This is a genomic window from Actinomadura graeca (assembly GCF_019175365.1).
Classification (GTDB): Bacteria; Actinomycetota; Actinomycetes; order Streptosporangiales; family Streptosporangiaceae; genus Spirillospora; species Spirillospora graeca.
The window spans coordinates 7,933,650-7,946,912 of sequence record NZ_CP059572.1; the positions used below are offsets into that span (position 1 = coordinate 7,933,650).

At 73.3% G+C, this 13,263-nt stretch carries 13 protein-coding genes and 2 tRNA genes; 6 read left to right on the plus strand and 9 right to left on the minus strand.

The features are described 5' to 3' along the window. Nucleotides 1-23: 23 nt before the first annotated feature. The 3 genes from AGRA3207_RS35340 to AGRA3207_RS35350 all read right to left on the minus strand — a co-directional run bounded on the left by AGRA3207_RS35340 (nt 24) and on the right by AGRA3207_RS35350 (nt 2,417). On the minus strand, nt 24-416 hold the full coding sequence (locus tag AGRA3207_RS35340) for a nuclear transport factor 2 family protein (protein ID WP_231331606.1): 393 nt from the start codon (nt 414-416) through the stop codon (nt 24-26). 121 nt (nt 417-537) lie between these two features. Further along, complete coding sequence (locus AGRA3207_RS35345; protein WP_231331607.1) at nt 538-1,725, minus strand: zinc-dependent alcohol dehydrogenase; 1,188 nt, start codon at nt 1,723-1,725, stop codon at nt 538-540. Next, complete coding sequence (locus tag AGRA3207_RS35350; protein WP_231331608.1) at nt 1,722-2,417, minus strand: hypothetical protein; 696 nt, start codon at nt 2,415-2,417, stop codon at nt 1,722-1,724. The genes AGRA3207_RS35345 and AGRA3207_RS35350 overlap by 4 nt, the downstream gene beginning before the upstream one ends. 127 nt (nt 2,418-2,544) lie before the next feature. Here AGRA3207_RS35350 and AGRA3207_RS35355 point away from each other — a divergent pair, with 127 nt between their 5' ends. Further along, the gene (locus tag AGRA3207_RS35355) at nt 2,545-3,597 is read left to right on the plus strand and encodes a Ppx/GppA phosphatase family protein (RefSeq protein ID WP_231331609.1); all 1,053 of its coding nucleotides are present in this window, start codon (nt 2,545-2,547) and stop codon (nt 3,595-3,597) included. Nucleotides 3,598-3,667: 70 nt separating this feature from the next. Then, nucleotides 3,668-5,356 carry an aa3-type cytochrome oxidase subunit I gene (ctaD, locus tag AGRA3207_RS35360; protein ID WP_231331611.1) on the plus strand — a complete coding sequence of 563 codons (1,689 nt, stop codon included), beginning with the start codon at nt 3,668-3,670 and terminating at the stop codon, nt 5,354-5,356. A gap of 17 nt (nt 5,357-5,373) precedes the next feature. Here the strand turns inward: ctaD and qcrB are convergent, their stop codons facing one another. From qcrB to AGRA3207_RS35390, 6 genes are all read right to left on the minus strand, one after another. After that, nucleotides 5,374-7,050, minus strand: a complete 1,677-nt coding sequence (gene qcrB / locus AGRA3207_RS35365; protein ID WP_231331613.1) for a cytochrome bc1 complex cytochrome b subunit — start codon at nt 7,048-7,050, stop codon at nt 5,374-5,376. 182 nt (nt 7,051-7,232) lie between these two features. Then, a complete protein-coding gene (locus AGRA3207_RS35370) occupies nt 7,233-8,138 on the minus strand; it encodes a LysR family transcriptional regulator (protein ID WP_231331614.1) in 906 nt (301 codons plus the stop codon). Between the two features lie 77 nt (nt 8,139-8,215). Beyond that, nucleotides 8,216-9,301 (minus strand): PrsW family intramembrane metalloprotease, encoded by a 1,086-nt coding sequence (locus tag AGRA3207_RS35375; protein WP_231331616.1) that lies wholly within the window; start codon nt 9,299-9,301, stop codon nt 8,216-8,218. Beyond that, nucleotides 9,298-9,879 carry a hypothetical protein gene (locus AGRA3207_RS35380; protein ID WP_231331617.1) on the minus strand — a complete coding sequence of 194 codons (582 nt, stop codon included), beginning with the start codon at nt 9,877-9,879 and terminating at the stop codon, nt 9,298-9,300. The genes AGRA3207_RS35375 and AGRA3207_RS35380 overlap by 4 nt, the downstream gene beginning before the upstream one ends. Before the next feature lie 56 nt (nt 9,880-9,935). After that, nucleotides 9,936-10,718, minus strand: coding sequence for a pentapeptide repeat-containing protein (locus AGRA3207_RS35385; RefSeq protein WP_231331618.1), 783 nt, complete (start codon nt 10,716-10,718; stop codon nt 9,936-9,938). A 113-nt stretch (nt 10,719-10,831) separates the two neighbouring features. Further along, the gene (locus AGRA3207_RS35390; protein ID WP_231331619.1) at nt 10,832-11,542 is read right to left on the minus strand and encodes a 2OG-Fe(II) oxygenase; all 711 of its coding nucleotides are present in this window, start codon (nt 11,540-11,542) and stop codon (nt 10,832-10,834) included. Between the two features lie 172 nt (nt 11,543-11,714). Here AGRA3207_RS35390 and AGRA3207_RS35395 point away from each other — a divergent pair, with 172 nt between their 5' ends. The 4 genes from AGRA3207_RS35395 to AGRA3207_RS35410 all read left to right on the plus strand — a co-directional run bounded on the left by AGRA3207_RS35395 (nt 11,715) and on the right by AGRA3207_RS35410 (nt 13,155). After that, a complete protein-coding gene (locus AGRA3207_RS35395; protein WP_231331620.1) occupies nt 11,715-12,500 on the plus strand; it encodes a putative protein N(5)-glutamine methyltransferase in 786 nt (261 codons plus the stop codon). A gap of 47 nt (nt 12,501-12,547) precedes the next feature. Then, nucleotides 12,548-12,694 (plus strand): LPFR motif small protein, encoded by a 147-nt coding sequence (locus tag AGRA3207_RS35400; RefSeq protein ID WP_231331622.1) that lies wholly within the window; start codon nt 12,548-12,550, stop codon nt 12,692-12,694. 290 nt (nt 12,695-12,984) lie between these two features. Further along, nucleotides 12,985-13,058, plus strand: a tRNA-Arg gene (locus AGRA3207_RS35405). A gap of 25 nt (nt 13,059-13,083) precedes the next feature. After that, nucleotides 13,084-13,155: transfer RNA gene (locus AGRA3207_RS35410), tRNA-Gly, on the plus strand. Nucleotides 13,156-13,263: the final 108 nt, after the last annotated feature.

Genomic DNA, 13,263 nt, shown 5'->3' on the forward strand with positions numbered 1-13,263 from the left:
GCCACCGCGCTCCCGGTGGCGGGTCAGGGCGTCCCGGCCTCGCGCCGGATCGCCTCGAACTGCGCCGCCATCGCCTCCGACAGCGCGTTCGCGCCCGACAGCGGGCGGACCATCACGCAGAATTCGTCGATGAGGCCGTCGGCGTCGTGCCGCAGGAAGTCGCAGCCGTGCACCTCCCGGTCGCCGACCCGCGCCTTGAACACCAGCGCGTGGTCGCGTCCGGCGGGGTCGCCGATCTCCCGGACGTAGCGGAAGTCCTCGAAGACCCGCATCACGCCCCGCAGGATGGCGCTCACCATCTCCCGGCCGTCGTACGGCGCGAACGCCACCGGGCTGAGGAAGGTGACGTCCTTGGCCAGCAGCGCCGGGACGGCGTCCATGTCGCCCCGCTCGACGGCCGCGCGCAGCGGGTGCATCGGCCCACCTCCTTGACTGGTCCTGCGGACAGGATGTCAGAGTCCCCTCCCGGAGATCGGCGACGGACCGGGCACGCGGGGGCCGGGTGACGCGACGCGCACGCCCCTCGGGCGTCCGCCCTCAGGCGCCCGGCTGGACGAGCACCTTGATGGCGCCGTCCTGCTTCTTCTGGAACATCTCGTACGCCGCGGGCGCCTCGTCCAGGGACACCCGGTGGGTGGCGAGGTCCATCACGCCGAGCGGGTCGGCGTCGTCGGCGACCAGCGGCATCAGCTTGCCGATCCACCGCTTGACGTGCGCCTGGCCCATCCGCAGCGCGATGCCCTTGTCGAACATCCGCAGCATCGGCAGCGGGTCGGTCATGCCGCCGTACACGCCGCTGACCGAGATCGTCCCGCCGCGGCGGACGACCTCGATCGCGGTGGCCAGCGCGGCGAGCCGGTCCACGCCGACGCGCTGCATCAGCGGGGCGGCGGCGTTGCCGGGCATCAGCCCGGTGAGCGCCTGCGCGAACTTGGCGCCGGGCGAGCCGTGCGCCTCCATGCCGACCGCGTCGATGACCGAGTCGGTGCCGCGGCCGCCGGTGAGCTGCCGGACGGCGTCCGCGACGTCGTCGGCCTCGTCGGAGTCGATCACCTCCACGCCGTTGCGCCGGGCCATCTCCAGCCGCTCGGGGACGAGGTCGACGCCGATCACCCGGTGGCCGCGGTGGCGCGCGATGCGGGCGGCCATCTGCCCGATCGGGCCGAGGCCGAGCACGGTCACCGAGCCGCCGTCGGGGACCTCCGCCCACTCCACGGCCTGCCACGCGGTGGGCAGCACGTCGGAGAGGTAGACGAACCGCTCGTCCGGCGGCCCCTCGGGGACCCTGATCGGGCCGAAGTGGGCCTGCGGCACCCGCAGGTACTCCGCCTGTGCGCCCGGCACCTGCCCGTACAGCCGGGTGTAGCCGAACAGCGCGGCGCCCATCCCGTGCTCGCGGACCTGCGTGGTCTCACACTGCGCGAACAGCTTCATCCCGCACATGTGGCAGTGGCCGCAGGCGATGTTGAACGGAATGACCACCCGGTCGCCGGGGGAGATGTGGGTGACCTCGGGCCCGGTCTCCTCGACGACGCCGATCGGCTCGTGGCCGAGGACGTCCCCCTCTTCGAGGAACGGCCCGAGCACCTCGTACAGGTGCAGGTCCGAACCGCAGATCCCGGACGAGGTGACGCGGATGATCGCGTCGTCCCGCTCCTTGATGGCCGGGTCGGGCACGGTGTCGACGCGGACGTCCCGCCTGCCGTGCCAGGTCAGCGCCTTCATGATCGCCGCCTTCCTCTCGGGGTCGGTGGTCGGGGTTCGGGGCACGGGTGGACGTCGGCCACCGCGCGCACGGCCGCCACCCGGGTCTCCCACAGATGCGCCGGGGGCCGCCCGGACGTGTGGCCGGTGCCGGGCCGCAGCCGGAAGCCGCGCGCGTCGTGCGCCTCCCAGCCCGCCCGCTCGCCGCGCAGGTTCAGGTAGTGCGTGACGATCCCGGCGACGTGCCCGTCGTGCCGCACGTGCCAGCGGTGGGCGTCGCGGTCGGCGTGGGTGAACTGGCACAGCCGCCAGCCCGGGCCGATGCGGTGGGCGAGGTCCAGTGTGACGAGCGGCTCGTTGTCCGCCGGGCGCCTCGCCCGGGACGGAGCGGAGGGCCGGGCGGCGGGCCGGTCCTGGACGTGCAGGGTCCGGGCCAGGTCACGGGCCGCCTGCGCCAGGGCGTGGGCGGCCTCGGTGAGCCGGCCGTCGTCCATCGCGGGCGGTACGCCGTCTCCCGCCCGGCGGGCCCGGACGCTGCGCCTGTACGCGGTGTCCAGGGCGGCGAGCGCGCGGGCCGCCTCGTCGCGCGCGTCTTTGACGCCGGTGGTGACGCCGGTGGTGACGCCGGTGTCGCGGCCCCCCGGGCGCCGGGCGGCCGCCGGGCCCCGCCCGGCCTCCTCCCAGGGCCGCGAGGTCGGCTTGTCCTGTCGCAAAACCGGGACTCCTTCGAACGGACGGGTCTTCCCGCGGCCTTCCCGAAGATGACGGCTTCTACCGTCGCGCCGCCCCTGGTTCCGGCCTTCCGGACTGGATTGGTCAAACGGGGGTAAAGGCTGGGCCATGGACCACCCCCGCCTGCGCCTCGGAGTCCTCGACATCGGTTCCAACTCCGCTCACCTGCGCATCGCCGACCTCAGCCCGGGACACGGGCCGGCCCCCGTGCGGTCGGTCAAGAGCGCCGTGCGGCTGGCCGAGGCCACCGACCGGGAGGGCGTGATCGGGCGCCCGGCCGTCGGCCGGCTGGTCGGCGCGGTGCGCGAGGCCGCCGTCGCCGCCGCCGTCAGCGACGTCCACGAGCTGGTCCCGCTCGCCACGTCCGCCCTGCGGGACGCCGCCAACCGCGACGCCGTCGCCGCGGAGGTCCGCGCCGCCACCGGGATCTCGATCGGCTTCCTGTCGGGCGAGCAGGAGGCGCGCCTGACGTTCCTCGCGGCGCGCCGCTGGTACGGCTGGTCGGCGGGGCCGGTGCTGCTCGCCGACATCGGCGGCGGGTCGACGGAGCTGGCCTACGGGGCCGGTGAGGAGCCCGAGATCGCGCTGTCCCTGCCGCTCGGGGCGGGCCGCCTCACGCGCCACCACCTGCCCGCCCGCCCGCCCGTCCCCAAGAAGAGGCGCAAGGCCCTGCGCAGGCATGTCCGGTCCGTCCTCGCCGAGACGGCGGCCGGGATCGCCGAACGCCCCGCGCCGGTGCGGGCCGTCGCCACGTCCAAGACGTTCACCCAGCTCGCGCGGCTGTGCGGCGCCCCCAAGAGCAAGGCGGGCCCGTACGCGGCCCGCAGGCTGGCGCGGCGCGACCTGCAAGACTGGATTCCCCGGCTCGCGACGCTGTCGAACGAGGAGCGGGCCGGCCTGCGCGGGGTCCGGGAGTCCCGCGCCCACCAGATCCTCGCCGGGGCGATCGTGGCCGAGGCGGTGATGGACGTCCTCTCGCTCGAAGCCCTCGACGTCTGCCCGTGGGCGCTCCGCGAGGGCATCTTCCTGCACCGGCTGGACGCCCTGACCGCCGGGCGCCCCGTCGGCTCGCCGTTCACGCCCGCCGAGGGGACGGGGTCCCTGCCACCCCCGGTCCCCGTCCGCCCGGAGCGGCGGCTGAGGGTCGCCGCCGCCCGGTAGGCGCGCCCCGGCGTTTGAACGCCCGTCCTTCCGGCAAGTCACCACAGGGGGGCGAGGGGGGGAGTGCCGGATGACGGCCGTCCAGGACCGGCGGGACACCGGCGTCGCGGACGCGCTGGAGCGGCACCGGAAGGGCACGCGCTTCGGCGACGTCCTCGCCACCACCGACCACAAGGTCGTCGGGTACCTCTACCTAGCCACCTCGTTCACGATGTTCCTGATCGCCGGTGTCATGGCGATGGTGATGCGCGCGGAGCTCCTGAGGCCGGGCATGCAGGTCGTGACCGACGAGCGGTACAACCAGATGTTCACGATCCACGGCACGGTCATGCTGCTGCTGTTCGCGACGCCGCTGTTCGCCGGGTTCGCGAACGTGATCGTCCCGCTGCAGATCGGCGCGCCGGACGTGGCGTTCCCGCGGCTGAACACCCTCAGCTACTACCTGTTCCTGTTCGGCGCCCTGATGGTGCTGCTGGGCTTCGTCGTGCCGGGCGGCGCGGCGTCGTTCGGCTGGTTCGCCTACACGCCGCTGTCGTCGGAGACGTTCTCGCCGGGGCACGGCGGCGACCTGTGGGTGATGGGCCTCGTCCTGTCCGGTTTCGGGACGATCTTCACCGGGGTCAACCTGATCTCCACGATCATCACGATGCGCGCGCCGGGGATGGTGATGTTCCGGCTGCCGATCTTCACCTGGAACGTGCTGCTGACCAGCGTCATGGTGCTCATCGCCTTCCCCGTGCTCGCCGCCGCGCTGCTGGCCCTGGAGGCCGACCGGAGGCTGGGCGCGCACGTCTACGACCCCGGTCACGGGGGAGCGCTGCTCTGGCAGCACCTGTTCTGGTTCTTCGGCCATCCCGAGGTGTACATCGTGGCGCTGCCGTTCTTCGGCATCGTCACCGAGATCCTCCCGGTGTTCTCCCGCAAGCCGGTCTTCGGGTATCTCGCGCTCGTCGCGGCCACGATCGCGATCACGGGCCTGTCGATGACGGTGTGGGCCCACCACATGTTCGCGACCGGCCAGGTGCTGCTGCCGTTCTTCTCCTTCACCTCCTTCATGATCGCCGTGCCGACCGGCATCAAGTTCTTCAACTGGGTCGGGACGATCTGGAAGGGGCAGCTGACGTTCGAGACGCCGATGCTGTGGGCCCTGGGGTTCCTCGTCACGTTCCTGTTCGGCGGCCTGACGGGGGTCATCCTGGCCTCACCGCCGATGGACTTCCACCTCACCGACTCGTACTTCGTGGTCGGACATTTCCACTACGTCCTGTTCGGCACCGTCGTGTTCGCGATGTTCGGCGGCTTCTACTTCTGGTGGCCCAAGATGACGGGCAAGAAGCTGGACGAGACCTGGGGGAAGATCCATTTCTGGTCGCTGTTCGCCGGGTTCCACACGACGTTCCTCGTCCAGCACTGGCTCGGCGCCGAGGGGATGCCCCGCCGCGTCGACGACTACGCCGGCGGGTTCGCCACGCTGAACATGGTGTCGTCGATCGGCTCGTTCGTCCTCGGCGCGTCCACGTTCGCGTTCCTGTGGAACATCTGGCGGACGCACAAACGGGGCGAGCGCGTCGGCGTGGACGATCCGTGGGGTTTCGGCGGGTCGCTGGAGTGGGCGACCTCCTGCCCGCCGCCCCGCCACAACTTCACCGCGATGCCGCGCATCAGGTCGCTGCGGCCCGCGTTCGACCTGCACTACCCGCCGGCGGAGCCGCCCCAGGAGGCCGAGCCCGCGCTTCCCCAGCCCCCGCCGTACGGCTGAGCGCGCCGCCGGGCCGGCTAGTCCCCTGGCCGCCCGTCCGGCGTCGCGGGGCCCCCGGCTTGCCCGTCATGCCCGTCGTGCCCCTCATGGCCGGCGTGCTCGTGGTCGCCTTGGCCGCCGCCGCGGGACTCGCACTGGTAGTCGAAGTAGAACCGGTTCAGGCGCGTGCGGACCTGGGCGCGGGCGCGGCCCGGCGTCGGGAGCGGGATGATGTGCCGCGGATAGGAGGCCACCAGCTCCTGCGGCCTGCGGGTCAGGAGGACGGCCTCCTCCTCGTCGGAGGGCGGCTCGTGACGTTCGGCGAACCCGCCGTCCGGTGTCAGCCTGACCAGCCCGGTCTCCACGCCCTCCTCCCGGACGCGCAGGTCGCGGCGCTGGAGGCTCAGGCAGGCCCGCCGGGTGAGCGCGAAGGCCAGGAACGGGAAGACGAAGAAGCCCACGCGGAAGAACCACGTCGTCGCGTACAGCGGAAGGCCGAAGGTGTAGGAGAGGACGTCGTTGCCCCCGGCCGCCCAAAGGTTGCCGTACCAGGCGATCACCGCGCCGCCGATGCCGGTCCTGGTGGCCGCGTTGCGCGGCCGGTCCAGCAGATGGTGGACGCGGCGGTCCCCGGTCGCCCAGCGCTCGGCGAAAGGGTAGAGGGCGATGCATGTGAAGAACGCCCCGGGCAGCACGATCGTGGGCAGGAACACGTTCCAGCCAACGGTGTGGCCCGCCACCGTCGTGGTCAGCGGCGGCATGATCCGCAGCGCGCCCTCCAGGAACCCCACGTACCAGTCCGGCTGCGAGGCGGTCGAGACCTGCGAGGGCTCGTAGGGGCCGTACAGCCACACCGGGTTGACCTGGAGCAACGTCGCCATCGCGGCCAGGACGCCGAGGGTGTAGAGGAAGTAGGCGCCGCTCTGCGCGGCGAAGTGCGGGTACGCGGGATGGCCCGAGACGCGTGACTCGCGGCGCCCCTTCGCGGGGAACTGGGTGTGCGTCTGGTGCCAGAGGATCATCAGGTGGGCGGTGATCAAGCCGAGCAGAAGGCCCGGGACCAGCAGGATGTGCACCGTGAACAGCCGGGGGATGAAGTCCTCGTCGGGGAACTCGCCGCCGAACACGAACATGCTCACGTAGGTGCCGGCGACGGGGATCGACAGCATGATGCCCTGCGCGATCCGCAGGCCGGTGCCCGACAGCAGGTCGTCCGGCAGCGAGTACCCGGCGAAGCCCTCGGCGAGCGCGAGCGTGAACAGCGTGACCCCGATCAGCCAGTTGATCTCGCGGGGACGGCGGAACGCGCCGGTGAAGAAGATCCGCAGCAGGTGCGCGCAGATCGCCGCGACGAAGACGTTCGCGGCCCAGTGGTGGATCTGCCGCATCAGCAGCCCGCCGCGCACGTCGAACGACAGGTGCAGCGTGGACGCGTACGCCTGGCTGACCCGCAGTCCCCGCAGCGGCGCGTACGACCCGTCGTAGACGGCGGGGGCCGAGCTGGGCTGGAAGAACAGCGTCAGGTAGACGCCGGTGAGCAGCAGGACGACGAACGAGTACAGGGCGATCTCGCCGAGCAGGAACGACCAGTGGCCCGGGAACGCCTTGCGGAGGTTCCGCCTCAGGAACCCGGCGGCGCCGAGCCGGTCGTCCACACCCCGTGCGAGATCCCCGGTCAGCCTCCCGGCGGCCGCCCCGCCGTTCCGTGCCGCCATGAGCGTTCTCCCTGGCCAGCTGGGTTACGGTGATCTGCGATACCCGGGGCCGGGATGGTCAAACGGCGGCGCCTCAGCGCCCGCCGTACAGCCCGGCCGTCAGACCGTGTGACGGCCCATCGCCGCCCAGGCGTATCCGATCCGCAGCCGGGTGTGCCCGCTGGTCGCGTCCGCCGACCTCGTCACGGTCCTGGGGACGCCGCGGGCCTACCGGAATGCGCCGCGTACAGGACGTCGCGCAGCCCGGGAAGTGACTCCCGGTCGCCGCGCCAGACCAGGCGCAGGCTGAGGCTGGGCGCGTCCAGCGCGAGCCGCACGAGGGTCCCCGCGTCCAGCCGCTCCCGGACGGCGGACTCGGGGAGGAGCGCGATGCCGAGCCCCCGCTCCGCCCAGGAGGCCATCACGGTCACGCTCCCGGCCCTGACCCGCTCGACGCCCGGCCCGAGCAGGCGCTCGCCCGCCAGCCGGAACGAGCAGGCGGGGACGTTGACCAGCAGCCTCTCCCCGTCCAGATCCTCCGGGGCCAGGGGCGGGGCCCCGGCGAGGGGATGCCCGGGCGCGGCGACGAGCGCGAGCGGGACGGGCTCCAGGTCGACGAAGTCCAGCGGCGCGGACGGCGGCGCGAATCCGAGGCCGCCGAGCCCGGCGCCGCGGTCGAGCAGGAGCGCGGCGTCCAGGTCACCGGCGGCGACCCCGGCCAGGAGCCGGTCGCGGGCGACGTCCGAGCGGACCTCGACCCGCAGCCCGGGCCGCCGCTCGGCGAGCCGCGCCAGCACGCCGGGCACGTGCGTCGCGGCGATGGTCTCCAGCGCGCCGAGCCGCACCGCGGGCCACGTTCCGCCGACGTCCCGGCGCGCCTGCTCCGCCTGCAGCAGCAGCCGCCCGGCCCAGCCGCGCAGCCGCTCGCCCGCGGCGGTCGGCCGCATGCCCGTCGGGCCCCGGTCGAACAGCGCCACGTCCAGCGACCGCTCCAGGGCCCGGATCTGCTCCGACACCGACGAGGGCGCGAGCCCGAGCGCGTTGGCGGCGTCGGTGACCGTCCCGTGCTCGGCGACGGCCTCGAACGTCCGCAGCTGGCGCAGCTCCATGCACCGACAACGAGGCGAAATCTTTCGGCTATTCCGAACGCGTCATCCGCGCGGGCCGGTGGAGGCGGGCGCCGTGGTCACGCGAGCCGGGGGCGCTGGGCCGCCTTGAGGAGGTGCCGCAGGTCCCGGATGTCGGCGCGCAGTCGCTCCGCCGCCCCCGGATCCGGCTCCAGGCCGCCGAGACCGTCGTCGAGCAGGTCCAGTTCGGCGGCCCGGAGCCGGGCGAGCAGCCGCCGCGGCTCACCGGCCGGGACGTCCCACCGCTCCTTGCGCCGCCACTTGCGGTAGGTGAGGACGTGGCTCTCACCCGGGACCAGGACGCCCCGGAAGGTCTCGGCGTTCGCCGCCCGCCGGAACCGGACCATGTACCGGTACCGCGCGGCCCGGTAGGTCACCACCGCGACGATCAGGATCGGCGCGCCCTTGAACGGCAGCAGCGCCACACCGGGCATCACCGGCGCGTCCCACCACGAGTGCAGCGCCATCGCCAGGACGACCGCGGCGCACGCGAGCGCCACGGACCACCGGGACGCGCGACCCAGCACGCAGCCGAGGCCCGCGCCGCCGACCGCCGTCATCGCCCAGTGGCTCGCCCAGGCCCCGCCGACCATCCGGCTCCCGAACGAGAAGAACGCCGCGTTCGCGTCCTGCGTGGCGCCGGTCAGCACGATCGTGTTCAGCACGTAGAGGAAGTTCTCCGACACCTGGAAGCCCAGGCCCACCAGCGCCCCGTACCCGTAGCCGTCCAGCGGCCCCCGGACGGCGTGCGGCACGATCAACGCCAGCACCACCACGCCGAGCAGCTTGAGGATCTCCTCGTCGACCGGCGCGATGATGGCCGCGCCCCACGTCGCGCCGAAGTCCGGGCCCGCGGTCTTGCCGAGCACCGCCTGGAAGGCGGCGTTGACCGGCAGCGCCAGCCCGAACGCGGCCAGCCCTCCCCATCCGACGGCGATCAGCGCGTGGCCGAGCGGGCGTGTCCGCACCGGGTGCAGCCGCCGGAGCACCCAGATCCCGCCGACGAGGACGGGCGTCAGCAGCGCGAACCCCGCCAGCGCCCCGGCCGGGAACGCGCGGACCTGCGCCTGGAGCGCGTCGCGGGCGACCCAGGCGCCGATCAGGCAGGTGGCCGCCCACAGCCAGAACGCCGGACGGCCGGTCACGGTGAGATCCGCACGGTCCGCATCATGGCGTCGACCTGCGCCGCCACGCGCCGGTACGCCCCGGGCGGTCCCGACGCGGTGACCGTCGCGCCGAGCCTCCTGGTCGCGAACACGGCGGCGGTCCCGGCCCGGCCGTCCCCGGTGAGGTGTCCGGTGAGGCCCCTCAGCCCGTGCACGGTGGTGATCGTGGCCGGTGCCGTGCCCAGCCGCCTGTCCCGGCCCACCGTGACGAGCTTCGCGAGGCCGTCCCACAGCGCGGGGGCGTCCAGCGGCGCGAGCGGGACCACCACGCTGATGTTGAACGCGACCTCATCCCTGGTCAGGAACGCGTTCCCGCCGAGGAACGAGCGTTCCTCGCTGAGCGTCCAGCCCGCGGACGGGACCGCGAACGACACCGGCCGGGTGCCGTCGCGCTCCGTCCCGACCGACAGCACCGTCCCCGGGCGGACCGGCCGCCCGCCGGCGCCCAGTGCCGCGTCCAGCAGCGGTAACCCCGCCCCGAGCACGAGCAGCACGCACGCGACGAGACCGGTGCCCCACCATCTGACCCGCGTCACCCGGCCCCCCGGAACGGACATGGCCCTGTACATGCCATGTTCCGCGGGCATACCCCCCGTTCAGCCGCTAAACGGCTTCATGTCCAGTGCGCGGGCCTCTCCAGGGCCGCCGGAAGCCGGGTCGCGCCGTCGCCTCTGGCAGCGTTGACCTGCGCCTGCGTGAGGAACAGCGCGTCCCGCAGGTCCGCGCCGCGCAGGTCGGCGTCCCGCAGGTCGGCCCCGAGCAGATCGGCGTCCCGCAGGTCGGCGTCGCGGAGACCGGCCGCGATCAGCCGGGCGCCCCGCAGGCTCGCGCCGCGCAGGTCGGCGCCTTCCAGCACGGCGCCGATGAGGTCGGCCCGCCGCAGGTCCTTGCCGCCGGGGCCGCGCGCCAGCTCGCTGACCCTGCGCAACAGGGGATCGACGGCCTTCCAGAGCGCCTCCTGATCCACGGCCGCGAGGTCGCCGGGACCGCCGCCGGAGAAGCGCTCGACCCGCGCCACCGCCCGCCGGAGATCGCCGCCGACCGGTCCGGCGGCGGGCATCGCCAGTGCTTCACGCAGGTACCACAGCAGCTCGTGGAGCCGCCGCATGACCGAGAAGGCCGCGAACATCTCGGACGCGCCGCCCTGACGCCAGTCGCGCCCGCCGAACGTCTCCTGGGAGACCCTCTGACCTGCCCCAAAGCAGTCGAAAACGGCACAACCGGGAAATCCTTGTCCCCTCAGATCGGTATGGACGCCGCATCGGAAATCGGCCAGCAGGTTCCGGCAGGGCTCCCCGGCGTCCTTGCCGAAGGCGAAATCGGCCGACCGCGCGAAGGGGAGCGCCACGCAGCACAAGCCGAAACAGCGCGCGCAATCCGCTTTCAGCCCCGGCACCGCACCATGCTATTCGCCGGTCCGCGCGCCCGTTCACACGCTCCGGCCATCCCCCGAGGGCCGCGGCGCCGCGTCAGGCGCGAGGGCGCCGTGTCGAACCCGATGACGCCGTGTCAGGCCGCGTCGTGGAAGACCAGTCCCAGCGTGCGCCGGTGCCCGGACCTGACCACGCTGACGCCGTGCCGGACCGGGGCGGCCGACCACCCCCGTTTCGTCCGGACGGGCCGGTCGCGCGTCGTGAAGATCAGCCCGCGGCCCCGGGGGAGGAGCGTCGCCGTCCCGCGCGACTGGGCCCGCGCCCGCTGCTCGACCATGAGGAACTCTCCGCCGGTGTAGTCCGCGCCGGGCTCGTCCAGGCCGATGACGACCTGGAGCGGGAACACCAGGTCCCCGTAAAGGTCGCGGTGCAGCGCGTTCCACCCGTCCCGCCCGTATCGCAGGAGGATCGGCGTGGGCTTGGACTGCCCGGCCGCGTGGCACATGCCGAGCCACTCCTCCAGGGTGTCCGGCCAGGGTGCGGGGCGTCCGAGCCTTCCGGCCCAGTCCCGCGCGATGGGCAGCAGCCGCGGGTACAGCGCCGTCCGCAACTCACGGACCGCCTCCGGGAACGGCTCGGCGAAGTACCGGTACTGTCCGGCCCCGAAGCGGTAGCGCTCCATATCGATCGTGGATCGGAAACGTCCCGCCTCCTCGTACAGGGCGGCCACGTCCGCGCACTCGTCCTCGGCCAGCAGCTCGGGCGTCACGGCGAAACCGTAGGCGTCGACCTCGCGGCCGAGCGCGTCCCAGTCGCCACGCGCGACCCTGCTCGCGTAGATGCTCATATCCGTTGAACCCCGGCCGGGTACCGTGCGTTGCGGCCGCGGTAGGGTTTTCCCGTCGATCGGCGATCAGGCGAGGAGGTGAGTCCCGTTCCCGCACGTACAGGCCGGGCGCTCCCGTCCCGCCGCAGGGGCTAGGGCGGCGCGCCCGCGAGGCTTCCCTGAAGGGCACCCGATGCCAGCACCCTGTTCCGAAACCGTCGTGTCCCGTCTCCGCGCCGCCGGATGCGTGTTCGCCGAGGACGAGGCACGGCTCCTCATGTCCGCCGCCCGTACGCCGGACGAGCTGTCCGCCATGGTGGAGCGGCGCGCCGGGGGCCTGCCCCTCGAACACGTCCTCGGCTGGGCCGAGTTCTGCGGCCTGCGCGTGGAGGTGGACCCCGGCGTCTTCGTCCCCCGCCGCCGCACGGAGTTCCTCGTCCGGCAGGCCGCCACCCGGGCGCCGCGCCGCGCCGTCGTCCTCGACCTGTGCTGCGGCTCGGGGGCCCTCGGGCTCGCGCTGGCCGCCGCGCTGGGCGGCGCCGAGCTGCACGCCGCCGACATCGAGCCCGCCGCGGTCCGGTGCGCCCGCCGCAACGTCGGCGCCGCCGGGCGCGTGTACGAGGGCGACCTGTTCGCGCCGCTGCCCGGCACGCTGGAGGGCCGCGTGGACGTCCTGCTGGCCAACGTCCCCTACGTCCCGGCCGGGGAGGTGGCGCTGCTGCCCGCCGAGGCCCGGGCGCACGAGCCTCGGATCGCGCTCGACGGCGGCGCGGACGGCCTGGAGGTCCTGCGCCGGGTCGCGGACGGGGCTCCGCGCTGGCTCGCGCGCGGCGGGCGCCTGCTGTCCGAGGTGAGCGAGCGGCAGGTCCCCGCGGCGGCGGGAATCGTGGCGGCCGCGGGCATGCAGATCGAGGTCGCACGGTCGGAAGAGCTTTACTCGACCGTGGTCATCGGCACGATTCCGATTAGAAATCCCTGACCGGGTATGGGGTCGGAGACAGACGACGATCGAAGGAGTGAAAGTCCATGCGCCGCATCACCGCAGCGCTCAGCGCGGTCATCGGCACGATCATCAGTGTCGTGACCCTGCCGTTCCGCGTCCTCGGCCGAATTCTGTCCCCGGGGCGGGGCCGCCCGGCACGCTCGCGCACCAGCCGCCGCAGAGCCGCCTGACGGACGCGTGAAAAAGGGGAGAAGGGGCGCTGGGCCCCTTCTCCCCTCACGCGTGACCGATGAGGGAAAAACCTTTGCTCCGGCCGTGCGGCGTGCCGCACCATAGTGATGACGGACCGAGCGGGAAAGGAGCCGCGAAGATGAACGGGATCATCGCCAAGCGAATGCGGCGCCTTTCCGGGACCCGCCCGCATGGCGGTCGCGTCGCTCCCTCGGACGCCTCTGGATAGGGCCGACAGGCTCCACCAAGGCCGCCAGGGAGAGATCCCGGCGGCCTGTTTCTTTTTCATGCCTCTATAGCTCAGTGGATGAGAGCGTCGCGCTACGAACGCGAAGGCCCCAGGTTCGAGTCCTGGTGGGGGCGCTGCGGGACCGAGGGCCCCGCGCACGCCGTACAAGCCGAAATGGTGAGGCACCTGGCTTCCACCCAGGAGAATCGGGTTCGATTCCCGAGTACGGCTCTTGGACTGGACCGGCGGGAGTAACGACCCCCGGCCGGTCCACCCGTGCCCTGGCGGAACGGACGCCACCGTCCGCCGGAGGGCACTCTCGCCGCTCCGCCCCGTGCC